We start from the raw sequence: 24,083 nt of genomic DNA, 5'->3' as shown, positions 1-24,083 counted from the left end.
AATCAGAATTTGGGGGAATTGAAAGGATTTTTTGTTTTTTAATTCAGAAAGCCAGTTTAGGGGGCAATGCCATGTCCTTGTTAACGGCCTGCGTGGCGGTAAAAATTCGGGCACGAATACCTGCCGGCGGAACTATAATGTAATCAAATTTCACGAATTTTAGCAACCGTGGTGTTGGTCAAACGCCAAAACATGGTTAACATAACTTAACACATTTCAAAAATAAAATCCATCAAATACCTAATAATCAGATATTTTAGATTTTCGCATGGTTAACATAAAAATGCTGTTTTTCGCAATTAAGGCATCTCAATATCTGTTGGTTTTGTTGGCCTTTTTTCATTGCAACCATCCCCGGAGGGCGTCATTTCCCGCAAAAGGCAAAGATGCTAAGTCGAGATGTAACCCGCTTGTTTTTCTTTGCGTCTTTGCGCGAGAAAAGTATCCTGTTTAATATTCTGCAACAACATTTTTATTATTTTAGGGCATCGTTTCACAATGGAAGTACACCACCACACCCATACCGACAGGAGTAAGCTTAAGCATTACCTATTTGAATTTTTCATGTTGTTCCTGGCTGTCTTTGCCGGCTCGGTAGCAGAGTATGAACTGGAGCACATTAATGAGCACAGCCATGCCAAGGAATATATGCACAGTATGGTAAGGGATCTTAAATCGGATACCGCAGATATGCGGACTATTATTGACCTGAACAACAAAAAGGTGAAGGGATTAGATAGTGTTATTAACATTTTAAGTACTCCAAATATTTCCAAACCAGAAATTATACATCTGCATAAATTAAGTTGGGCGATGCTGGTAAGTTCGGTTATGCCATTTTCAACCGGCACGCTTACACAGCTTAAATATTCGGGCTCATTAAGGCTGATACAAAACCATGCTATTACCGATAGCATTATGAACTACGAATCCATCATCACTCAAATAGACGGGCAAAAAAAGGGATATAGCGATTACAGCAAAGAGTGTATTGATAAGCTTAGCGAAATAATGGATGTACGGTATATTGTTGAAAACGGTAAAACACCGGGCCCTAATGTAGGCCCGTTATTTGCATCAAACGCTTTATCACTGGCCAATAAGGCGGCTTTGCTAAAAGGTGTGGTATTGGGCTATAACAATATGCTGACCCAGCAACAACAACATGCCAAATTATTGATTACCCTGATTAACAAGGAGTACAATCTGGACGAGGAGTAAAATTCCGGGCATTTACCTGTTTTTTTCTCATCACAATTTGTCGGGAATGCATTACGCCGTAAGTATATTTATACTTAGTTTCGGGATGCATAAACCGCCATTTTTAACCATAACACCTTTGTGATGAACACCAAACTTTTGCTCCTGCTTTGCCTATGCCTACCTGTTACCACACTCCTTGCCCAATCGGCAAAAAGCTACCATATAAAATCGCCGGATGGAAAAATCGATTTAGCTATAAGCACCGGCAGCACTATCAGCTGGTGGGTAAAACATGAGGATACCGAAGTTATTAACCCTTCAACTATATCCATGACTTTAGCAGGCGGCGAGGTATTGGGCAAAAACGTGATTGTAAAATCGGCCAAAACATCATCCGCCGATACCTGGTTTAATACGCCTGTTTATAAAAAAGACAGGGTTCATGACCAGTACAACCAGGTCATCATCAACTGTAAAGGCGACTACGCGGTTGTATTTCGTGCCTATGACGATGGGGTGGCCTACCGCTTTACCGCACAAAAAAAGGGTGAAATTACCGTTGTTGACGAGGAAGCCAACTTCAATTTTAAGGATGATGACAAAGCATACCTGCCTTTTGTAAACGATTTCAGGAATAAGGATAAATGGACAACCTCTTTTGAGGCGCTTTACGATAACATTAACATCTCTGCCGTAAAAAAAGACACCCTGGCATTTTTGCCTGTGTTGGTTGATGTTGGCACGCCCAAAAAAGCAGCCATTTTAGAAGCCGACCTGAACAATTATCCTGGTATGTATTTAACCGGCGATGGTAGCGGAAGCAAAAACCTGAAAGGGGCATTTGCCAAATACCCTACAGTGGAACACACCGGCGGATATGCCAATATGAACTACGTGGTGAACGGCCGGGCCGATTATATAGCCAAAACTACAGGCACCCGCAGCTTTCCATGGCGCGTGGTGATTATCAGCACCGAGGACAAGCAATTGGCCAATAGCGATATGGTACAAAAGCTTGCAGAGCCATCAAGGCTGACCGACCTGTCGTGGATTAAGCCGGGCAAGGTAGCCTGGGATTGGTGGAACGACTGGAACATCAGCCACGTTGATTTTAAGGCCGGCATTAATAACCCTACCTATAAATATTATATCGATTTTGCATCGGCCAATAAAATAGAATATGTGGTGCTGGATGAGGGCTGGTCGAGCATTGTAGACCTTACCCAGATTTCGCCCGAGATTAACCTGCAGGAACTGCTTGATTATGCTAAACAAAAAAACGTGGGCCTCATTTTGTGGACGAGCTGGTATGCACTTACCCGCCAAACCGATTTAGCTTTTGACAAATTCGCCAAAATGGGTGTAAAAGGTTTCAAAATAGATTTTATTGACCGCGACGACCAGAAAATGGTATCATCCCTTTATGAGATAGCCCAAAAGGCGGCCGACCATCACCTGATTGTTGATTACCACGGCATGTACAAACCAAGCGGTATTCAGCGCGCTTTTCCTAATATTGTGAATTTTGAAGGCGTAAAAGGGCTGGAGAATGTAAAATGGGGTGTAAGCAACCACCCGGGTTATGATGTAAGTATTCCGTTCATCCGCATGCTATCCGGCCCGATGGATTATACACCCGGTGCTATGCGCAATGCCACAAAAGCAAACTTTCGCCCGGTAAACGGCAACCCCATGAGCCAGGGAACACGCTGCCACCAGCTGGCTATGTATACCATATTTGAAGCCCCCCTGCAAATGATGGCCGATAACCCAACCATTTATACCAAAGAGCAGGAAAGCACCGATTTTATAGCTGCAGTGCCCACCACCTTTAACGAAACCGTTGCCCTTGATGGTAAGGTAGGTGAATATGTAGCCATTGCACGCCGCAAAGGCACTACCTGGTATGCAGGCGCCATGAGCAACTGGGATGCGAGGGATTTAAATATCGATTTAGCATTTTTAGGTGATGGCAATTATAAGGCCATTGTATTTGAGGATGGCGTAAATGCCGATAAGGACGCTACCGATTATAAACGCAGCGTTATTAACGTTACCGCGAAAGACAAGCTATCTGTAAAACTGGCACCTGGCGGTGGCTGGGCTGCGCGGTTTGAGCGCGTAAAATAATATAACCACAGTGCTTTAGCCATCTTTTAAGGGCCTTTGCAAATACCCGCGAAAAAAAATAATCGCGGGTATTTGCTTTTATGATTTATTTGCTCTACAATTGTAGAGCAAATTCTAATCTCGTAGAACATGAAGCTAACCAACACCGAAGAGCAATTAATGGAACTGATTTGGGCAGGCCAGGAAGTTTTCCTGAAAGACCTGATAGATAGTTACCCGGAACCCAAACCCGCAGTAACTACTATTGCCACTTTATTGAAACGCATGCAGGATAAAGGTTTTGTAGCCTATAACCTGATGGGGAACTCCAGGCAGTATTATGCCCTGGTAAAAAAGTCGGATTACTTTGCAACCCATGTTAACGGGCTTATCAAAAACTTTTTTGGCAACTCGGCCATGCAGTTTGCTTCGTTTTTTACAACCGAAACCAACCTTACCGATGCTGAATTACAAAACCTGAAGAAAATTATAGACAAACAATTAAACAAGAAAAAATCATGACAGCCTACCTGCTAAACTTTACGCTTTGCAGCGCCTTGCTGCTGCTTGCTTATGTTGTGTTGCTTAAAAATAAAGCAACGTATATTTTCAACCGGTTTTACCTTTTGTTCGGCATTGTATTTTCGCTCGCGGTACCCTTAATCAGCATACAGCACCGTGCTGCACCGGTTGTTGAACACCCCTATTTTAAGGCAGAAATATTTGATGCCCCTGCCCCATCGTTAACGGTGATACCGGCGTCTACAATATCCTTTCCTGAGCATATCAACTACCTATTTTACCTTTTGCCCGGCATTTATGTTTTTGTTACCGGTTTGCTTTTATTACGGTTTATAAAAAACCTATATAACATCAAGCAAACTATAGATAAAAACTATACCACGCTATATAAAAATGCAAACCTGGTGCTAATCGACCAAAAACAAACGCCGCATACCTTTTTAAAGTACCTGTTTTTAAACCGTGCCGACTATCAAAACGGGCAAATTGACGACGGCATTTTGTATCATGAACTTGCCCACGCCCGCCAGTTACATTCCATTGACATCATATTTACCGAGCTTGTGCAGGCCATTTGCTGGTTTAACCCCTTCATTTTAATATACCGCCGTTATATTAAGCTAAACCACGAATTTTTGGCCGATGCCGCAGTATTAAACACACATTACGATACTGCCAATTATCAAAACCTGCTTATTCACAGTTTATCGGGCCTTAACGGCTTAGGCATAACCAGCCAATTCAACTACGCTATAACCAAAAAAAGATTGATCATGATGACTAAAACCACCACCACCGTTAACGCCTGGCTTAGCCGGCTGGCCGTTATGCCCTTCACCATCGCGGCATTTTTGTTATTCACCACCAAAACCGAAGCACAGCAACCACAAGCAGAAGCACCGGCGGCTAAAGGAAAAACGGACCAACCCCAACCCAAGCCGTCGCCCAAAAACAGCCCGGCGGGCGAAGTGCACCGCGACTTTATTTTTGCAGAACTTAATTATAAGCACACTGCAAACGGTGTATCGCCGGAGTTATTGGCCGAGTATAAAACCATCGCTGATAAATACGAGCCTTATTTTACGGCGGCATTAAGTAGCCACGGCAAAAACATGATTTCGGCGGATGGAAAGATCATGAAAGTTTCAGATGAGGATAAAGCCCGGCTTAAAGAAATATATGGCCAGATGAGCAAAGAACAGCAGGCACAACAAATGGTTGGTTTTATGATGGGCAACGGGCTTATACTGCCACGCGCCTTCCCAACGGCAAAGCAACTGAGCGTTTTTACAGATGCACGCAACTATGGTATCTGGATTAACGGAAAAAGAGCGGCTAACACCGAACTTGAAAAATACACGTCGGCCGATTTTGCGCAGGTATTTGTCAGCAAACTGTATGCAGGCGCTGCCAAAGATAAAACCTATAAATACCAGGTTGATTTGATGACCGTTGATTATTACGCTAACTACCGCAAAGAAACGCTGGCAAAAACAAAGATAGCGCGCATGTATTGCCGAACACCGTTTGGTGCAAAGCAAACAGGCTTAATGATGCTTTAATAACAAAGGGCCCCGGATTGAAACAGTCCGGGGCCCTTTCATTTCCTGCTGATATGATATAGGTTAATGTAGACTCAAAATTAGAAATCCCGGCAAGACAAGATTTAGTTAACCAATGTAGTACACTACCGTCGTTGCGAGTACCCACCAGCCAGGCTGGAAAAAACAGCCATGACGTGCAACGGATTTGGTTAAAAATGGTTCAAACCACCGTCATTGAGGTACGAAGCAATCCCGGACTATGCGGCGCTTAGCATGTAGGGGATTGCTTCGTACCTCGCAATGACGAATATTTAATACTGACAATCAACAACTTACAACGCGTCATTATAAGCAACCATCGGCCAGGGCTGGGACGGTAACTACATTGCTGTAGCCTGGATTCTTGCACATGCGTTTCCCGCTATACCGGTTTCGATTTGCATGTGGGAGACGCATGTGATGCGCCTCTACAAAAAACAACCATTAATATCAGTTCCCAATTTTAACCCGGTGGTTTATAATCATGATTAAAGTGCCTATTTTTGCGCCCACCAATTATTATGATCAGAAGGATACATCGCCACGTTCGCACCGCCCGTTATATTGTTTATAAAGAAACGCTGGTTGATTATAAAGAACATTTCTGGACTTTTATCGGCTCGTTCCTTGGTATAGGCTTAATCGGTTTTTTTAGCAACCGGTACTTTAGCCCTTCGGATAATTTATTCCTTATTGGTTCTTTCGGAGCCTCATCGGTATTAATTTATGGCATTGTAAACAGCCCCCTCGCCCAGCCCCGAAACCTTATTGGCGGCCATGTAATCTGCGCTATTGTAGGGGTAACTATGCATAAGCTTATCCCGCACGAGGTTTGGCTATCATCGGCCCTGGCTGTATCAATTGCCATTGTATTCATGCAAATTACCAAAACGCTGCATCCGCCGGGTGGCGCCACAGCACTCATCGCCAACATCGGGTCGGCCAAAATACAGGCATTGGGGTATTTATATGTATTAAGCCCGGTGCTATCCGGCGCAACAGTATTGTTGTTGGTGGCTTTACTGGTAAACAACGTAAGCGGCCATCGCAAATATCCCAACAATAAAAAGTGGTTTATGGTATGGCGCAGGTACCAGCGCTAAGCAGCCGGCTATGCAGCCTCTTCCGTTAGCTTACGCAGTAAATCCTCGGCTTTAATCAGTATATTTTTCCCGGCTATCTCGATGATCTTCTCTTCAACCAGGTCATTTATAGTACGGAAAAGCGATTCGTATGCAGCACCCGTAAATGCGGCCAGGTCCTGCCGGCTCAGGTCGATATCGATATATCCACCGGCATTGATGCCAAACTTATTTTTAAGGGAAATAAGCGCCTGTGCAACCCGCCCCTTAACAGGCATGTGCGCCAGGTTGCGCATCCGCTTTTCAGATTCCTGTAACTCGTTGGCAAAAAACCGCATAAGCTTAATTACAAAGTTATTGTTAATATTCAGGGTGGATTCCAGGAAATCCATGCTGATATAACAGATAACACCGGCTTCAATAGCCGTAGCCGACACCGGATAATAACCCGTATCGCCAAGCCCCAGGTGGCCAACAATATCGCCTTTTTGCGCAAAACGCAATATCAGTTCTTTTTCGGCATCCCATTTTTTATGTACTTTTATTTTGCCTTCGTAAACAAAATAAATTCCTGTAACCGGGTCGCCTTCTTTAAATATTGCTTCGCCTTTTTTTATAACATAGTTTTTTCGCTGCGCATCGATAACCGGAATCCAGTCTGTTAAGCAGTGCATGCACAAAAAGCAACTCTTTAAATCACAAACGCTTTTACTTTTTGCCATGTATGAATAGTATTTTATTATTGGCAATAGCCTTTGCGAAATTATTAAAAGTACCGGCCTTTTGGCTGCTCCCAGGTAGCCATGTTAAAAATAATTCCCAATATGGCAATTACCGAGCCCCCAAATACCGGCCATGGGAATGATTTTGCGCCATTAATGTAAATTGTCCAGTTGTGTGAATCAACCGCGTTAACTGTTTTTAAATTGGTAAAAGTTAAAAAACCAATAATAATGATGATAACCCCTATCGCCATTAATGCATAACTGAATTTTTTCATGTTACTATCCTCGTAATGTTTTCAATGATTTCAGCAGCAAAACTCACCATAATATATTGCACATGCAATATATTATGATTGATAAGTTTAAAAAAACTCAATTTTATATTACTTTTGCAATAAAATTAAAGCCATTTTAAAAATGGGCTCGTGTAATATTCATCATGAAACAAAAAGAAACAGGCATTCCCATCTCGCCTTCCTTAAACGCCATCAACAATCACCAGGGTAAATTAGCCTTAACCCGAAGTATAAAAAACAGGTTATTATATGTATCGGCGTTATCTGTTTTGGTGGCAATAGCCATCAGCATTATAGCCAAGGGGCTTATATACCTTATTAATATTGTAACCAACCTGTCTTTTTACGGCATGCTGGATGTGCGTTTCCATAGCCCTGCCGCTAACCACCTGGGCCTGTGGGTTATTATAGTGCCTGCCATTGGCGGGGTAATTGTTGGGCTAATGGCCCTGTATGGCTCCAAAGTCATCAGGGGACATGGTATTCCCGAAGCCATGGAACAAATACTAACCAACCAAAGCAAAATAAAACCATCCATTACGTTTTTAAAGCCTATATCATCGGCTATTGCTATTGGTACCGGTGGCCCATTTGGTGCCGAGGGGCCCATAATTGCAACCGGCGGAGCCTTAGGATCAACCCTGGGCCAGCTATTAAAAATTACCGCCAATGAGCGTAAGGTTATCCTTGCAGCCGGTGCAACCGCGGGCATGTCGGCCATATTTGGTACACCCATAGCGGCTGTGTTGCTGGCCATCGAATTACTTTTGTTTGAGTTTTCGCCCAAATCTATTTTACCCGTCGCCCTGGCTTGTATTACGGGGGCGGCAGGTCATCACCTGTTGTTTGAATCGGGGCCGGTTTTTCCTATGCCCAATTTAACGGTTCCTACAAACGGAGCCCTGGCTATTTACAGTGGCATCGGTTTAATTATCGGTTTTTTGTCATTGGGGATAACCAAAATTGTATATTTAATTGAAGATTGGTTTGATAAACTCCCCATCCATTGGATGTGGTGGCCCGCCTTAGGTGGCCTTGCAGTTGGGGTAATTGGCTATTTTGCGCCTCATACATTGGGCGTAGGATATGATAATATCATCAGCATTTTATCGGGGACCATTCCATTGCTGCTTGTGCTGCGGTTATGCTTTTTTAAATTTCTGTCATGGGCTATTGCATTAGGCAGCGGCACATCCGGCGGTACCCTTGCGCCTTTATTAACTATTGGCGGCGCGGCGGGGGCTATCATCGGTGCGGTTATTTTAATGCTTTTTCCAAATTCGGGTATAACCATACCTATGGCGGCGTTGCTGGGCATGTCATCTATGTTTGCGGGCGCTTCAAGGGCTTATTTAACCAGTATTACGTTCGCGCTCGAATCTACCATGCAATCAAACGCTTTATTGCCTTTACTTGGCGCCTGCACCGCATCGTACCTGGTATCGTTTTTTTTAATGGAGAATACCATCATGACCGAGAAAATTGCCCGCAGAGGGGTAGCCACACCTGTATCATTTGAACCCGACGTATTAAGCAAGCTATCTGTATTTGACGTTATGAACAAAGATGCTATTGTTTTAAGTGCCGACAACCCGGTTAGCGAAGTAAAAGCCTGGCTACTTGCCCACAACTCAGCGGCCCACGATTTTATTGTAGTGGATAAAAAAGGCGATTACATAGGCACGTTCAAACTGGGCGATATGTATAATACCAGCCAGGTTCAAAAACTCAATCTCGGAGATATCGTCCACCCATCGGCATTAATGCTGACAGGCAACACAACGCTACGCCTGGCTGCCGAATTGATGGCCAAACATGAAGCCGAACTGGTACCGGTTACTTCGGCAGAAAATAAAATTATTGGCAGCCTATCCTACAAAGAAATTATAGCCGCCTACGGATTGCATAATAACGAGGCTGATAAAACATCATTATCCATATCGTTAAAACGGCAACGTTTAAAAATAATGAGTAAAGGGCGTAAGCTGATGAATAAGGACAGCGATGCAAGAGCACCCCGCAACTAACTCAAATAAAAAATAAAGGTTTAGCAATATTTAAAGGTTACAGGGGCGTGATATTTGCCCCTGCTTAACTTTACATTAACTTCTTGATGTCTTAAATCCATCGCGCGAAATAGACCAGTCAACAAATCTGGCCCTGTTATTAAGCGGGTTGGTGCTAAGAGCGCTACGCACCTTTGCAGCTGCGGCCACATCCTTTGCAAATATCAGCATATAACCGCCGCCGCCTGCGCCCAGCAGTTTACAGCTGATGATAAAATCGCTGATCCGATCAATAATAGCCTGGGTTTCGGGTGTGTTGGTGCCGCCATCCAAACGCTGGTTAAGCTCCCAGCTAATGCCTGTAGCCTCGGCTACTTGCTGTAAGTTACCGTATTGGAAAGCCTCGTAGGTTTTAAGGGCGTGGTGGTTCATTTCTTCCAGGATACTTAAATAGCCATTGCCGTTAAGGAACATTCCTTTTACAATTTCGGCCAGGATATTTTTAGCTACGCGGGTAATTCCGGTATAGTATAACAACACGGATGCCGCAGAAGCATCGGTAAAAATAAACTCAGGAGCCCAGCGCACCGTTGGTTTTTGAAAAATACCAGGATTGCTTTCCAAAAGCTTAATTCCGCCAAAAACACCGCCGTACTGATCCTGCCAGCCACCACCGGTTGTTAACATTTGCTCTAAAACCAAGGTGCGCGAGCAGATGGCATATTTATCCCATTTCAAATCGCAAAAATCGCTCAGGGTACCCAATACCGTACTTGCCAGGATTGAGCTTGTGCCCAGGCCCGATCCCTTAGGAATAGCAGCCAGCAACGTTACCTCGATGCCCATACCAAAGTCCTTCAATTGCTCTGCCAGCGAACCATACCTGTTTGCCGAAAATTCCGGAACAAAACCCGCCAGGCAAAGCGCCGCTTTGGGAATACAAAATGCCGAACCTACGGAATTATTATAATCACTTAATTGCTCGTAGGTAGTAATATCCTCCCTGACACCCAAATCAATGGATCGTAGCGTGATAACATATTCGGCAGAGGGTTTTATGAATACCTGTAGCGGGGGCTGGCCATTAAGTTCAATGGCAAGGTTAAGTACCTTACCGCCGTTTATGAGGCAGTTTGGCGGGGTGTCTGTCCAGCCACCGGCCAGGTCGAGCCTGATAGGGCTGCGGCCCCAAACAATCTGATCGGACATTACATCCAGGCGAGGCGCCGCAAGTTCGGTTTTAGCTGTGTCAACAATAGTTTCGGCAAGCAACCCAAATGCTTTTGCCTCGTAAGCGGCAGCCGATGGATCGTTCGAGCCCAACACCTCACTCCTGAACATCTGGTCATGCAGGCGCGTTAACAGCGGGGCATCATCCGGTAAAGCAGGCGGCAACGTTAGCTTTGCGTTTTTGAATATCCCGGCAGCATTTTTCAAATCAAGCTGGTAAAAAACAGATTGTTTCCAGTTAGCAGCCATGCTTTGCAGGTTACTTTCTAAAAAAGTTTCACGCTGGGCGTACTGGCGGTAAAGGTTTACTTCATCCGCAACATCAGCTGCGGCAATTAACCGTTTTACTTTTTCCGGGTAATTAAATGGGTTATCAATCAGGCCCTGTATAATTTCACTGTTTAAGTCTGTCGCATTAAATATGGGGTAAACCGGTTCATTAAACCAGTCGGCAGCGGTATAGCCGTTATTAGCATTTATTCCCCGAACGGGTAATTGGGGGTTGTAAAAGCTATACACCCTTACACACCATTCATCGTTATCGCCAACGGGTATAAAATCAAGACAGGTTTCTTCGGGCAAATCAAGCACCCAATCATTTGCAGGTGCGCCGGTAATTATGTGCCTGCAACGCAATTTCCAGGTATGGGCAATATTACTATTCTCAATCCAGATAGAATTATTGGCGCCGGTAAAGTCAAGTTTGGTGATTGCATTCTGCGTAAACAAGTCTGCGCTGGGTTTTATTTTATTATGCCATATTTCTTCCTGGTTTTTTACCAGGTTTTGCAATTTATCGGTCGATTCTATCAGCTCGGCACTGGTGCCAAAATGATAAAATTCTCCTTTAGGGAGTGGCACAATCGCCACTTTTAACTGGTTGATGGCATCGTCTTTCAGGGTTGGATTTTGGCCCAGGGCTTGCCCAAACTCCGTGTACATATCATAAAACGAAGGAATGCCGTTGGTAAACGAGTTACTATCTTTATTCCACCCGCTACGCTCAAACATCAGTTCCATAGCTTTGGGGCTAAACAGCCAAACGCCGATATCGATAAAAAACAGGTAGTTAGGTTGCAACTCCTGCAATTTTTGAGCTGTGGGTTTTTGCAAGGCAAAGGCCAGCTCTTTGGGCGAGCTTTTTTGCGCAAAAAAAACACCAAAATTAGATGCTTTCTCGGGCCGCTCCCACAGGCCAAAGCAAACAATATCAGCATCCGGAATTTCGGGCAATATGCCCCCCGCGCGAATAAGCACATCACCGCTGGCTACCAGGTGATTGAGGTTTTTGGGGGCTTTGTTCAATATTTCTTCATACAGCGGCAACTGCAGGTCAATCAGCGTTTGGCCTATGCGCTGGCCTCTTTTCCAGCGAAAGATGGGCATGGGGGTAAACACCTTGCCTACGGCTGCATACGCCGGCAAACGCCGGCTTTGGCCACCCGCATGGATAATCAACCGCTTCTCTTTGCGTAACCAATTACCTATCGGGCCCGTGGCCTTCTCCTCTTTACTGGCTTCGTACAATAAATTAACGGTTCCGCCACCCGAGCCAACTTTGCCCTCTTTAGGATCCGAGCTGAAGTAATAGTTTTCGTTGGCAAAATGCTGGTCGCCAAATTGTTTAAAGGCCGGAGGAATGCTTATCAGTTTTCTCATTTATGCTGGTTGAAGTCGGGATGTATGAAGATACACCCCATCAGTAAAAATCGTAACTAATAGCTTAAATCGATTCAGCTATTTGAGCATATTATTCATTATTTATTGCTTCAATATAGTTGAATCCGTAAGCCTTAAGTATTTGTTTTAAAAGTAAAAACATATCTCAACAACTTAAAAACACGAATCTAAATGCCTAACCATCAATACCATACAAAGCAATCATCTACCATCTTAAGCAACACAATTGCTCATGCATTTTTGTAAAAACCGGAGCAAAGCTGCTATTTTTCACTAAACACTAAAAAAGCCCCTGATCTTCCGACCAGGAGCTTCTACTATATGGTTGATTGGTTTGTTTGCTTAGTTAAATCTTACGCTTACGTTACCGCTCGACGCCCCGGCAGTTACCGGTGCACCGCCGCCGTTTACAGTGCCTTTAATATGTTCGTTGTCCCACTGCCCGCTAAAACCGCTTATTTTTGAAGGGTGCTGGTTAATACCATCGCCACGGATATCAAGGCTGAGGCCCTGGTTTGCCGGCAACTGTAAGTCGATATTGCCCGAGCTTACATCCAGTTTCAGGAATTTGCCCACCTTAATCATTTGCGCGCGCAGGCTGCCGGCGCTTGTTGATGCGTCAAGGCTGCAGTTCATCCCTTTAAGGTCGATGCCGCCGCCCGATGTGCTGGTAACCAGCTCGCCTTCGATATTGCTGCCTTCAACACCGCCGCCGCTGGTATGGGCATTTACAGTACCTTTTAAATTTTCGAGGCGTAACCCGCCGCCCGATGTTTCCAGGTTGATTTTTCCGGTAAGGTTTTTAGCTTCAATACCGCCGCCGCTGGTTTGCAGGTTAATGTTATCGCCGCTGTTGGTAACCCTGATGCCGCCGCCCGATGTGGTCCCTTTTATTGTGCCGTAAAGCCTGTCAACTTCCAAACCGCCGCCGCTGGTGGTAAATGTTTCGATGCCTTTCAAGTTATCCAAACGGATGCCGCCGCCGCTGGTTTTCAGGTTGGTGGCAACCTGTTGCGGAACAAATATTTTAAACGAGATACTGATTGATTTTTTCCAGTTGAAGTTTTGATTTTCGTGCTTGTTTTTGGCAATGGCCCGTACTTCGTGGCCGGTTACGGTTATGCTCAGGTCATAATCCTCATCAAGCCGTTTTTTTATTTCTTCTTTAGATATATCGCGCCCGTTATTGCCCCTGATGTACACTTCAACCCTTGGCGCCTGCCCGGCACGGCCACTTACTTCGATACCCCCTGCCGAGGTATTTACCACAACGCTGCTGATGGCATCGCTTGCCAGCGATTTGGTTAGGTATGGCGTTTTGCCATCATTATCCTGCGCTATAGCCGCTATAGTTTGGCAGGCAAGTAATGCCGAGAGAATATATGTTTTCATGATGCTTTTGTTTGGTTTATACAGATAAGACAGCGGTAAACAGAAAATCGTTGCAGAGGGTGGATAATTAATTTAGAAAGGGGTGCTCCATTAGCGGATATCAACTTTTGCCGTATTATGTTATCTCAAAAAGCCCAAAAAGCCCCGGACTATCAGATCCAGGGCTCCCGTTATTAGTTATAATATGCTTGTTATTTTGCGCCAACAGCCGCTGTCGCCTTAAACAAAGGATCAACTTTAAAATAGGTGCCATCAGCAAAACTGATCACGTAATCTGATTTAAAGTGAGTGCTTTTTTTGTAGTAGTCGGTACTGATAATTTGAGCGCCCGATTTTTGCGCTGCCACAAACGAGCTTTTATCATTGTTGCGGGCCTCCTCGGTGTCCGAATCGGCACGGGTGCGGATAATGTAGCCTTTTTTTACCAGCGCTTTTATTGCAACAAGATCTTTTTTAGCGTCGTTCATGATGTGGATAGCGGCTTCGGGCGTGCCGGGCATAGCATCGGCAAATAACACCCTGCCTTTTAATGATGGATGACCGGCAATATAGGCGGCCCTTTTCGCACCTTTCTCATCCAAAATAAAAATGAACTTGCCTTTGGCGGCTTTTAGCGTTGGCCAATTGTTGTGCAATACGGCGGTTTCCAGCGTTTTGTATTTGCCTCTTACATCATCGGGGGTTATTACATATTGTTTGCCCAGGTTATCCAAAATCTCTTTGTCGAGGGCAGCAAATGTTGCCGAAGTGAATTTTTCGGGGATGGTAAAGCCGGGTTTCTTCATCCGCTCGTCCTTGGCATTCATGGTAATAAAAATAGGGTTATGGCTGGGGTGTTCATCGCTCCATTTTTTAAGCTCCTGCAGGCAAAGTTTAAAAGTTTGGCAATTGCTGCGGTAGTCAATGTCCTGTATATGAAAAACCTTAAAACCGGGCGCTTTCATCACTCCTTCGGTGTCAAACGCGGGCTGGCCAGGCGCCCAGGTCAATCCTTTTGGGTGCGCATATTTACCGCCTTTAGCGTCGGCATAAACATCTATCTCCAGGGCGCCAAGGCCCAAATTAAGCTGATCTGACAGACCAATGTGTTCATAATCGATTTTGCTCATCCCAACAGAATCGCGCTGCTGCAAAAACTTAAACAGTTTGGGATCGATGGCCCGCTTATAGCTATTGTGCGATCCTATTACCTGTATTTTGTTAATGGTAATATCATCCGGATCGTTTTTTAAAACCGCCAGGGGGAATAACAGGCTGATCAGTAAGCCGCTAATGATTTTCATAGTGTTATATTATTTTTAGCTATCAAATTAAAACGAAATAAGCGCAAAAGACGTGTCCCTTGCGCTTACTATCTGTCACCATTTATTAATAGCCCGGGTTTTGCACCAGGTTAGGATTTAATTTAATTTCGGTTGCCGGTATAGGATAGAGCCTGCGGGTTATATCCTTGTTCATGCTCAGCACGTCATTTGGTAGCGGATACTCTACCTCAAATTTACCAAAACGGATCAAGTCGTTACGGCGCCATGCTTCCCATGAAAACTCGCGGGCGCGCTCATCCAATAAATCATCCAGTGTAAAGCCCGCACCTGTTGGGGCATTTGCACGTGTACGGATCTTGTTTATCAAAACATCCGGGGTTTGCAGCTCGCCGTTTACCACCGTTGCTGTAGCACCTCGCAAAATGGCTTCGGCTTTCATTAGCATCACATCGGCCAGGCGTAAAACAGGTACATCGTTACCGTTTAAGCGGGTGGCTTGTATAATGGTAGGGTCAGGATAATACTTCATCGAGCGTACACCTTCCGACTGCGCCGCTATAGTATTACCCAAATCCATGGGCTTGCCCGGTACCAGGGTTAGTTTCGGCTCAATATAAATCTGCGTGGTTGTGCCCGGGTAATATACCGGCGTGGTTGTAAAGCCGCCTGCGCCATCGGGTGCAAACTGCGGCCCGGCCAGCCATGTCTTCGACCGCACATCGCTTGGCAGGTTAAAGCGGTTGTAAAATTCGGGCGTAGTGCTCATGGCAATACTTAAACCCACGTTAAAACCATATGCCTGCGCCAGGTAATAGAAAAAGCCAAACCGGGTAAATTGGTTGCCCGGAATTTGCTGATCATAAGGGATAGCAAATATGGTCTCATTAATCTGCGGACCATTATTCGGCAAAAATATGTCGCGGTATTTTAAATCAAGGCTGTAGTTGTTGTTTTTTAAAACGCTATCGGCCATGGCAACCGCGCCGGTATAGTTAGCGGTGCCGGTATAAACCTGGGCGTTCAGATACATTTTCTCCAGCAAAGCAAAAACCATAGCCTTGGTTGGGCGGCCATAATATAAAGCAGCATTACTGCTTGTTTTAACAGGCAAAAGCGGTAATGCAGCCAGTAATTCGCTTTCAATGTACTGGTATACCTTGGCGCGTGGCTGGGTTGAAGGCGGCGTAGTTACCGGGAAATCGGTAATAATAGGCACATTGCCATACAAATCCATCATGAAGTAATTGTACAGGGCGCGCATAGCCTTAACCTCGGCAGATGAAGAGGCCTTTTTGGCATCAGTTGATGACGAGGCTTTAATAGTACCCAATATGCGGTTACAGGCGTTAACGCCGCCAAAACCCCATTGCCAAATGGCTGTTACGTTAGGGTGATCAAATGTCCAGCTGTGGTAGTGTAATTGCCTGTACTGGCCCCCATCGTCAAAGTTACCATCGCGGGCGGGCAAAATAGCCTCGTCGGTAGATAGCTCCTGCATACGCCAGTAAGGAACCGCGTATTGCGATGAAAGGTTAGAGTAAATGGTACCTAACAAGGCGTTATAATCCGCATCGGTTACCGGGAAGTTTGTTTTTACGTACTGCGACTCGACAGGTACATCTAATTTTGTGCATGACGAGTATGTGCTTATAATGGCAAGTATGGCCGCACATAATATGAATATCTTTTTCATCTGTATCTATTTAACTGAATTTTTTAAAATGACGCGGTAACACCCAGGCTGAACGTGCGTGTTTTAGGATAAAAGTCTTTATTATCGATACCGGGGGTTAAACCACCAATATTAACCTCGGGATCAACACCTTTGTATTTGGTAATGATAAAGATGTTGTTGCCCGAAGCATAAAAACGCAAACTTTTAATAGCCTGAACGTGCGGTTTAATAGTGTAACCCAGTGTGGCGTTATCCAAACGCAGGTATGACCCGCTCTCTAAATAGCGATCTGATACCAGGTAAGCATTGATATCTTTATACGATTCGCCAAGGGTGTACCTGGGGATATTCTGGAATTTTGAATCGGCCGGATTGTTCAACGACGCAAGCGTCGCGTTCAATATCTGGCTGCCGTAAACACCGCGGAACAGGAAATTAAGATCGAAGTTTTTGTAAAAGAAACTGTTGTTCCAGCCGTAAATCATTTTAGGCTGCGCACTACCCGTAATCCGCTGGTCTGTTGTAAGCGGTTGCGAAGCGGTGGTTGATCCATCGGCTTTTTGATAAGTACTTACCCCGTTTTCGTTTTTGCCCAGGTAGTGCCAAAGGTAATAGGTGCCAATTGCGTAACCTGGCTGTATAATCTGGCTGCTTAAAAATGATTGGCCTTTACCACCCAGCTGCGCAGTTAAAATATTGTTGATGGTAAATTGGTTGTTTGATAAACTAACCACCTCGTTTTTATTGTGCGATACGTTGAACGATGTACGCCAGGTAAAGCTGTTGGTTTTTACGGGGATGGCATTCAGCACAACCTCAATACCGCTGTTTTTTATTTTACCAACGTTGGCCGTTAATACCGGGTAAGGGTACTGGGTTGATGACACCGAATAATCGGTGATCAAATCGGACGTTGTTTTGATATAATAATCAACCGAGCCGGTAATCCGGTTTTGCAGGAACCCAAAATCCAACCCGATGTTGGTGGTTGCTGTACTTTCCCATTTCAGATCGGTGTTTTCATTACGTACAGGGCCAATGGAGTTGGTGATTACCCCGTTGCTTAAAAATTTACCACCGCTGCCATATATCAATCGTGCAGTAAAAGCATCAAAACCAAGGCTGTTACCAGATACACCGTAACCAGCCCTCAGCTTCAGATCGCTGATCACCGGCATACCTTCCATAAATTTTTCGCTGATGATCTTCCATCCCACAGAAGCTGCCGGGAAATATCCATGACGTTGGTTTAAACCAAACCCCGACGAGCCGTCTTCCCTTAATGAAGCCTGTAACAGGTATTTATCGGCATACTGGTATTGCACGCGACCGTAATAAGATATTAACCTTAAGGTTGAGATATAAGCCGGGTTAAAAATAATTTGCGACAAACTTGTAGGGTTTGAGAACGACAGGTTATTGTACGTTAAATTATCATTTGAAAACCCCTGGGTTTGTACGCCAAAACCATCATTGGTACGGTCCTGCTGGTATGAGTAACCGGCCAATGCTTTAAGGGAGTGCTGGCCAAATACCTTATCGTAGTTAAAATATGCCTCAACAACATTACTGGTATTGGTATAAGCGGCACGGTTAGCCACACCATTTGCACCAACAGCAATACCCGATTGGCTGTTATAATACGTATTTACGTTGTTTTGTTCTTTTTGGGTCGATCCGGTAAGCGTAAACTTTAAGCCTTTCACAATATCAACCTGGGCCATGCCGTTTATCAGGGTTTTGTTGTTATCGGTTTTAATAAAGTTATTATTAATTAATGATAACGGATTTAACGTACCACTGCCTGTGCGGGCAAAGTTTTCTTTGTAGGTTCCGTCCGGGTTAAACGGGCTTACAGTAGGCAGGTAAAATAATATGCCCGATAATATCTGGCTCTGTACAATATCGTTGTTTTTGGTAGCACTGTTGGTTAATGTTAAATTTAACCTAAGCCTGTCATCAAAAAAGCGCTGGTTAATATAGCCTTTGTAAATGGTACGTTCAAGACTGGTATTTTTCAGGATGCCGTTATTTTTCAAATAGTTTACGCTTACGCCATACTCCGAGTTTGTACCGGCGCCTCCGTATGATAAGTTATGATTTTGCGAATAGCCGGTACGTTCGGCAAGTTTTTGCCAGTTGGTATTTGATCCGTCATCGTCCAATGGTTGTTTTAGTGGTGTTACGCCGTTATCGGCCAGGTATTTACGCAGCTCGTCGCCGGTTAGCATATCAATGTTTTTTGATACTTTTTCCATGGCGCCATAGGCGCTATAGGTTAACCTTGTTTGGCCGGTTTTTGCCTTGCGTGTGGTAACAATAATCACACCGTTTGAAGCGCGCGAGCCATAAATGGCTGTTGACGATGCATCCTTTAACACATCTATACTTTCAATATCAGCAGGAGCTAAAAGATCAATGGATGCGCCCGGGACACCATCAATTACATAAAATGGCTGTTGCGCCGCCCCTGTACGGAAAGTTGAAGGCCCCCTTAAAATAGTTGCAGGTTGTTTGTTAGGGTCGCCGCTTTTGGTAATGTTTAAGCCCGCTACTTTACCTTGCAAAAGCTCGGCAGGGGTAGTTAATACCCCCTGGTTAAAATCTTCGGCCTTTACCGATGTAATTGCGCCCGTTACATCTTTACGGCTTGCGGTACCATAACCAATAACAACAACATCCTTAAGCTGTTTGGTATCGGTAACCATGGTAATATTTACAACAGTTCTGCCACCCACAGTTACATCTTTTGGTACCGAGCCTAAAAACGTAAATCTTAAAACGTCATCAGCACCGCTAACCGTAACCTGGTAAATACCATTACTGTTGGTTGTGGTAGCTTTGCCCGTACTTTTAACGGTTACCACAACGCCGGGCAGGGGGGCATTGGTTTCGTCGGTAACGGTACCTTTAATTTGGGTGCTTTGCGCAAATGCGCTTGCAGAGGCTATCAGCATAAAAAGCAGCAGCCCGGCTACTTGCCGAGCGTCGTAAAATAGCCTTAAAATGAATCTGTAGTTTTTTTTCATAGTGTTGATTTAATTTTATACCCCTTTGTGTAAGATCATTGCCGGCCCAAAGAATATTAGCCAACGATATTTTTGTGCAAAAAAACGCTTATGTTGTTAGCATGAAATAAAACAGATGTTAACTTATCGGCAAATAGGCGCCGGATAAATAATTGGTTATAAAACCAAATTAAATAAAATTATGCCTGATTTTTAGGGAAATACAAAAATAAAACATCTTTTTTAAAGTCCTTAATATTAACTGATGATTAACAATGCTTTAAGAGACTTTCCGGGCGTGTAAATATTACATTAAATTGAGCCGGGAGGATTTGGGATATCATGGAGCAATAATAATCGGTGCTGCTCTGAAACCTGCCCACTACAGCATTCGTCACATTTTTGGGGTGGTTTATCACATTTTAATTATTCGGATAAATAGCTTTTGTACCATTGTAAAGCAAAACACATATACCTTAAATCACAAAAGCAATGTTTAAGCAAATAACCTTTAAGTTTAAAAACGATGTAACCCGGATTGAGTTTTGGGTGGTAACCGGCTGCATTATAGTTGCACTGCTGCTTTCGATATTTGATGTTGTTAGGGATAACCAAATAACAGCCAATAACATGCTGCGGGCGGGGCAGCAATTTATTGCCCCCACAGCATTGAGTACCACACTTATGCCCGTATTGTTTAGTTACCTGGTAACGTTTATCATCTATCTGCTGCTTTGCTTTTACCTTGCCCCGGCTTTTGAGGGCGAAGGCGGAGATACGCTAAAAGGCTCGCTGTTCATTTTTATTTTTATAGTGCTCTGTTATTTAGCAGGAATAATAAGCATATACTTCACAGCCTTACTCGCCCTTAAAATACTGTTCATTTATTTTAACCGCAATCGCCAAAACAGCGATAGCGCTTTATATTATGAAGCCGCTTTACTTACCGCATCGTGGATATTAATTAATGTTGGTTTACTGTATTTATCTACACCACCTACCCTGCGGCTTTATGCTTCGTTCGATGCTGCCGCCGCCGTTGTTTTATACCTGTATGCCATGTATGTGCTGCTGCCGGCCGAGAAGTTAAAAAACAAGAATATCCTCTATTATCTCTTCCGCATGTTCCTGCTTGCTTTGCTCTCATCCCTGGTGTTGTATCTTATTTGCCTGGCTTTTGAAGGGGGGAACGGATTAACCAGGCCCGCGGCAATATTTGTGCTGGTTATTAACGTTGGCGACGATGGAAACATAGCCACATTGGTTTTTCTCAATTTTTTAACACAGTTATTTATTATAACGCCGGTGGCCCGCAATATTTATAAAAGGCGCAACGCTAAAAAAGACGAGGAAATTAAAACGCTTAAAACCGAACTTGGCCAATCGGATGCTAACCTTAACTTTTTAAAATCGCAAATTAACCCGCACTTTTTATTCAACGCGCTGAATACACTTTATGGCACTGCCCTGCAAGAGAATGCCGAGCGTACCAGCGAAGGCATTCAAAAACTGGGCGATATGATGCGTTTTATGCTGGAAGAGAACGTGCGCGACAAAATTCTGTTATCGCGGGATATTGATTATCTTAAAAACTATATCCTGCTACAAAAACTGCGCACTTCTGCTTCATCGTCTATCATTATTGAAACCCAGATTGAGGACTACCAGGGCTCGCTCATGATAACCCCAATGCTGCTGATTCCGTTTGTGGAGAATGCTTTTAAACATGGTATAAGCCTGCAAAACCCATCGCACATAAAAGTTACCCTGCAAACCGATATCAATACGCTTTACTTTGATGTGCACAACAGCATCCACATACGCCATGACAACGACCCCGAGAAAGGACAAAGCGGTATTGGGCTCGAGAATGTAAAACAAAGGCTTGCGCTGCTTTATCCAAACCGCCACGATCTGGTTATCCGCGAGAACGCCAGGGAGTTTTTTATACACTTGACGGTGCAGCTTGATATTAATAATTAATTTTAAAGGATGATAGCCATCGCCATTGATGATGAACCCATAGCACTTGATGTAGTAAAATCGCATGCGGCCAAAGTTCCCTTTATTGAACTGAAGGAAACATTTACTAATGCATTTGACGCGCTAACCTATCTGCAAAAAAACAAAACAGATTTGCTATTTCTCGATATTAAAATGCCCGATATCAGCGGAATTGATTTTTTAAGCAGCATCGCTAACCCGCCTATGGTTATTTTCACCACTGCGTACTCCGAACATGCTGTAAAAAGCTTTGAGCTGGACGCCGTTGATTACCTACTTAAACCGTTTTCGTTACCCCGTTTCTTAAAGGCATGTAACAAAGCTCATGAGTTGTATATTTTGCGCAGCAAATCCGGCGGAGGAGAAGAAGAGACAGCAGCTATATTTATAAAAGATGGGTACGAGCAGATTAAAGTTAAGCTGAATGAGATTTTATTTATTGAGGCTGCCGGCAACTATACTAAAATATACCTGCAGGGCAATAGCTCATTAAGTACCCGGATGACCATTACCGATATGCTGCTGATGCTGCCTGCCAAAAAGTTTATCCGTACGCACCGGGCCTTTATAGTTGCCCGCGATAAAATCAGCCGGTTTGACAGGGCGCAAATCAATATCAACGAGCACAGCATTCCCATTGGGGCTACTTATGACGTATTCCGTGCTTTGTCATCCTAAATTGCTCAATCCGCGGATTCTGAAGGGGATTGACATATAAAAAAAAACTACCGTCATCCTGAGGAACGAAGGATCTATTGGCTAACTTTTCTACCGGTTATGCACAGCTGATAGATCCTTCGTTCCTCAGGATGACAGGAAAATTGGATATGTCATGGTTAGGGACGAAGCATCTATCCGCCAACTTTTCTATCGGGCATGCAAAGCTGACAGATCCTTCGCTCCTTATAATGACATAGTTATAATACATTGATTATCAAGTACATTTTTTTCGAGATGCATAATTGCGTCTCCCCCATGCAAATCCGACCATGCAAATTCTGAATATCCTGCGGGAGACGCAATTATGCGTTTCTACAATTTTTAAAAGGAATACCCCTTTTGTCATCTTAACGCAATGAAGTTTAAATGTTTAAAATCTTTTTGATACTTGTTCGTCTAACCTAAATATGAAGAAAAGAGTCCCTGCCATTGTATTGCTATGGCTTATCATTGATGTTTATTTTTTTGCGGCGGTACAAACCCTTACCGCCAATACAACGATTTACCTGGCTTACTGGCTTTTTGATGGCTTGCTGGGCGCCACTATCGTTTTCAGCGCCTTTACAGGTAAAACGAAAGTTATATCGTGGTTAATGGCATTAATGCTGTTATCATTTGTGCCCAAACTTATTGGTAGCATTGTTTTATTACTGGAGGATGTTACGCGCCTTGTCCGTGGCTTTCCGCCGCATAGCGTGGGCGTAAGCCAGTTTGTGCTTATTATAGCCGGCGTATTTTTCCTGCTGCTGCTGTTTGGTGTTACCCGCGGCCGCCATTATTACAAAGTAAGGCGCGAAACATTGTACTTCCCCGATTTGCCCGAAGAATTTGATGGTTTTACCATCACCCAGTTATCCGATATTCATTCCGGCAGTTTCAGCGATGCCGAGGGTGTACAAAAAGGCCTCGACCTGGTGAATGCCCAAAAAAGCGATATGATATTATTTACCGGCGACCTGGTAAACAACCATGCTGCCGAAATGGATCCATGGATACCGGCCTTTGCCAAACTGGAAGCCCCTTATGGCAAATATTCGGTACTGGGCAACCATGATTATGGCGATTATATGCGCTGGGATAATGTGAACGACAAACATGCCAACCTGCAGCGGCTGAAAAACGTGCACAAAGAAATAGGCTTCCGCCTGCTTTTAAATGAATCGTTAACCATCGATAAAAACGGCGAGTCGCTGGCACTTATCGGGGTAGAGAACTGGGGTAAGGGCGGTTTTCATAAATATGGCGATTTGGAAAAGGCCGCCGCGCGCGTGCCGAATGATGCTTTTAAAGTACTGATGTCGCATGATCCATCGCATTGGGATGCGGTAACTATGGGTCACCACCAGCACGTTCACCTTACTTTGTCTGGCCACACGCACGGTGCACAATTTGGCTTTGAATTGTTTGGCTTTAAGTGGAGCCCCATTAAGTATGTGTACAAGCAATGGGCCGGTTTGTATGAACAAAGCGGCAAATATTTATATGTAAACCGTGGCTTCGGTTTCCTTGGGCTGAAAGGCCGTATTGGCATCTGGCCCGAAATTGCTGTGCTTACTTTAAGGCGTAAATAGCTATTTTTGACG

The 24,083-nt window shown here is 44.2% G+C and carries 16 protein-coding genes; 9 read left to right on the top strand and 7 right to left on the bottom strand.

The genetic code is table 11. The annotated features are described in order from the left end of the window. Positions 1 to 498: 498 nt before the first annotated feature. The 5 genes from FSB76_RS14370 (at position 499) to FSB76_RS14350 (ending at position 6,520) form a co-directional block, all read left to right on the top strand. Positions 499 to 1,221 (top strand): hypothetical protein, encoded by a 723-nt coding sequence (locus tag FSB76_RS14370; RefSeq protein WP_147054443.1) that lies wholly within the window; start codon positions 499 to 501, stop codon positions 1,219 to 1,221. 123 nt (positions 1,222 to 1,344) lie between these two features. Further along, positions 1,345 to 3,333, top strand: a complete 1,989-nt coding sequence (locus FSB76_RS14365; RefSeq protein ID WP_147054441.1) for a glycoside hydrolase family 97 protein — start codon at positions 1,345 to 1,347, stop codon at positions 3,331 to 3,333. A gap of 129 nt (positions 3,334 to 3,462) precedes the next feature. Beyond that, positions 3,463 to 3,834 (top strand): BlaI/MecI/CopY family transcriptional regulator, encoded by a 372-nt coding sequence (locus FSB76_RS14360; protein ID WP_147054439.1) that lies wholly within the window; start codon positions 3,463 to 3,465, stop codon positions 3,832 to 3,834. After that, positions 3,831 to 5,396, top strand: coding sequence for a M56 family metallopeptidase (locus FSB76_RS14355; protein ID WP_147054437.1), 1,566 nt, complete (start codon positions 3,831 to 3,833; stop codon positions 5,394 to 5,396). Before FSB76_RS14360 ends, FSB76_RS14355 begins: the two co-directional genes overlap by 4 nt. Before the next feature lie 542 nt (positions 5,397 to 5,938). Continuing rightward, complete coding sequence (locus FSB76_RS14350) at positions 5,939 to 6,520, top strand: HPP family protein (protein ID WP_147054435.1); 582 nt, start codon at positions 5,939 to 5,941, stop codon at positions 6,518 to 6,520. A gap of 8 nt (positions 6,521 to 6,528) precedes the next feature. On the opposite strand, the gene FSB76_RS14345 is transcribed toward FSB76_RS14350, so the two are convergent. After that, complete coding sequence (locus FSB76_RS14345) at positions 6,529 to 7,221, bottom strand: Crp/Fnr family transcriptional regulator (RefSeq protein WP_147054432.1); 693 nt, start codon at positions 7,219 to 7,221, stop codon at positions 6,529 to 6,531. A gap of 44 nt (positions 7,222 to 7,265) precedes the next feature. Next, positions 7,266 to 7,499: a hypothetical protein gene (locus FSB76_RS14340; protein ID WP_090638907.1), complete on the bottom strand. Its 234-nt coding sequence runs from the start codon at positions 7,497 to 7,499 to the stop codon at positions 7,266 to 7,268. Between the two features lie 164 nt (positions 7,500 to 7,663). Between FSB76_RS14340 and FSB76_RS14335 the strand changes: the two genes are divergently transcribed. Beyond that, positions 7,664 to 9,547, top strand: a complete 1,884-nt coding sequence (locus FSB76_RS14335) for a chloride channel protein (protein ID WP_147054430.1) — start codon at positions 7,664 to 7,666, stop codon at positions 9,545 to 9,547. A 75-nt stretch (positions 9,548 to 9,622) separates the two neighbouring features. Here the strand turns inward: FSB76_RS14335 and FSB76_RS14330 are convergent, their stop codons facing one another. The 5 genes from FSB76_RS14330 to FSB76_RS14310 form a co-directional block, all read right to left on the bottom strand. Further along, the gene (locus FSB76_RS14330) at positions 9,623 to 12,415 is read right to left on the bottom strand and encodes a bifunctional fucokinase/fucose-1-phosphate guanylyltransferase (RefSeq protein WP_147054428.1); all 2,793 of its coding nucleotides are present in this window, start codon (positions 12,413 to 12,415) and stop codon (positions 9,623 to 9,625) included. A 363-nt stretch (positions 12,416 to 12,778) separates the two neighbouring features. Then, on the bottom strand, positions 12,779 to 13,828 hold the full coding sequence (locus FSB76_RS14325; protein ID WP_147054426.1) for a DUF4097 family beta strand repeat-containing protein: 1,050 nt from the start codon (positions 13,826 to 13,828) through the stop codon (positions 12,779 to 12,781). A 191-nt stretch (positions 13,829 to 14,019) separates the two neighbouring features. Then, positions 14,020 to 15,111, bottom strand: coding sequence for a phosphatidylinositol-specific phospholipase C1-like protein (locus FSB76_RS14320; protein WP_147054424.1), 1,092 nt, complete (start codon positions 15,109 to 15,111; stop codon positions 14,020 to 14,022). A gap of 85 nt (positions 15,112 to 15,196) precedes the next feature. Next, positions 15,197 to 16,786, bottom strand: coding sequence for a RagB/SusD family nutrient uptake outer membrane protein (locus FSB76_RS14315; RefSeq protein ID WP_147054422.1), 1,590 nt, complete (start codon positions 16,784 to 16,786; stop codon positions 15,197 to 15,199). A 23-nt stretch (positions 16,787 to 16,809) separates the two neighbouring features. Then, a complete protein-coding gene (locus FSB76_RS14310; RefSeq protein ID WP_147054420.1) occupies positions 16,810 to 19,797 on the bottom strand; it encodes a SusC/RagA family TonB-linked outer membrane protein in 2,988 nt (995 codons plus the stop codon). Between the two features lie 471 nt (positions 19,798 to 20,268). On the opposite strand from FSB76_RS14310, the gene FSB76_RS14305 reads away from it, so the two are divergent. The 3 genes from FSB76_RS14305 (at position 20,269) to FSB76_RS14295 (ending at position 24,071) form a co-directional block, all read left to right on the top strand. Beyond that, positions 20,269 to 21,759 carry a sensor histidine kinase gene (locus FSB76_RS14305; RefSeq protein ID WP_147054418.1) on the top strand — a complete coding sequence of 497 codons (1,491 nt, stop codon included), beginning with the start codon at positions 20,269 to 20,271 and terminating at the stop codon, positions 21,757 to 21,759. Between the two features lie 9 nt (positions 21,760 to 21,768). Further along, positions 21,769 to 22,458, top strand: coding sequence for a LytR/AlgR family response regulator transcription factor (locus tag FSB76_RS14300; protein ID WP_147054416.1), 690 nt, complete (start codon positions 21,769 to 21,771; stop codon positions 22,456 to 22,458). Between the two features lie 449 nt (positions 22,459 to 22,907). Further along, entirely contained in the window at positions 22,908 to 24,071 is a 1,164-nt protein-coding gene (locus FSB76_RS14295; RefSeq protein ID WP_147054415.1) for a metallophosphoesterase, read from the top strand. The last annotated feature ends 12 nt before the right edge of the window (positions 24,072 to 24,083 follow it).

It is taken from the genome of Mucilaginibacter ginsenosidivorax (assembly GCF_007971525.1).
In the GTDB taxonomy this organism is placed as follows: Bacteria; Bacteroidota; Bacteroidia; order Sphingobacteriales; family Sphingobacteriaceae; genus Mucilaginibacter; species Mucilaginibacter ginsenosidivorax.
Note: the sequence above shows the minus strand (reverse complement) of the source record. Positions and strands in the feature narration are given on the sequence as shown.

Coding starts and splice junctions, on each gene's coding strand:
- FSB76_RS14310 (WP_147054420.1), bottom strand. CDS start 19,797: ATGAAAAAAAACTACAGATTCATTTTAAGGCTATTTTACGACGCTCGG.
- FSB76_RS14355 (WP_147054437.1), top strand. CDS start 3,831: ATGACAGCCTACCTGCTAAACTTTACGCTTTGCAGCGCCTTGCTGCTG.
- FSB76_RS14320 (WP_147054424.1), bottom strand. CDS start 15,111: ATGAAAATCATTAGCGGCTTACTGATCAGCCTGTTATTCCCCCTGGCG.
- FSB76_RS14350 (WP_147054435.1), top strand. CDS start 5,939: ATGATCAGAAGGATACATCGCCACGTTCGCACCGCCCGTTATATTGTT.
- FSB76_RS14315 (WP_147054422.1), bottom strand. CDS start 16,786: ATGAAAAAGATATTCATATTATGTGCGGCCATACTTGCCATTATAAGC.
- FSB76_RS14360 (WP_147054439.1), top strand. CDS start 3,463: ATGAAGCTAACCAACACCGAAGAGCAATTAATGGAACTGATTTGGGCA.
- FSB76_RS14340 (WP_090638907.1), bottom strand. CDS start 7,499: ATGAAAAAATTCAGTTATGCATTAATGGCGATAGGGGTTATCATCATT.
- FSB76_RS14335 (WP_147054430.1), top strand. CDS start 7,664: ATGAAACAAAAAGAAACAGGCATTCCCATCTCGCCTTCCTTAAACGCC.
- FSB76_RS14365 (WP_147054441.1), top strand. CDS start 1,345: ATGAACACCAAACTTTTGCTCCTGCTTTGCCTATGCCTACCTGTTACC.
- FSB76_RS14370 (WP_147054443.1), top strand. CDS start 499: ATGGAAGTACACCACCACACCCATACCGACAGGAGTAAGCTTAAGCAT.
- FSB76_RS14345 (WP_147054432.1), bottom strand. CDS start 7,221: ATGGCAAAAAGTAAAAGCGTTTGTGATTTAAAGAGTTGCTTTTTGTGC.
- FSB76_RS14330 (WP_147054428.1), bottom strand. CDS start 12,415: ATGAGAAAACTGATAAGCATTCCTCCGGCCTTTAAACAATTTGGCGAC.
- FSB76_RS14325 (WP_147054426.1), bottom strand. CDS start 13,828: ATGAAAACATATATTCTCTCGGCATTACTTGCCTGCCAAACTATAGCG.
- FSB76_RS14305 (WP_147054418.1), top strand. CDS start 20,269: ATGTTTAAGCAAATAACCTTTAAGTTTAAAAACGATGTAACCCGGATT.
- FSB76_RS14300 (WP_147054416.1), top strand. CDS start 21,769: ATGATAGCCATCGCCATTGATGATGAACCCATAGCACTTGATGTAGTA.
- FSB76_RS14295 (WP_147054415.1), top strand. CDS start 22,908: ATGAAGAAAAGAGTCCCTGCCATTGTATTGCTATGGCTTATCATTGAT.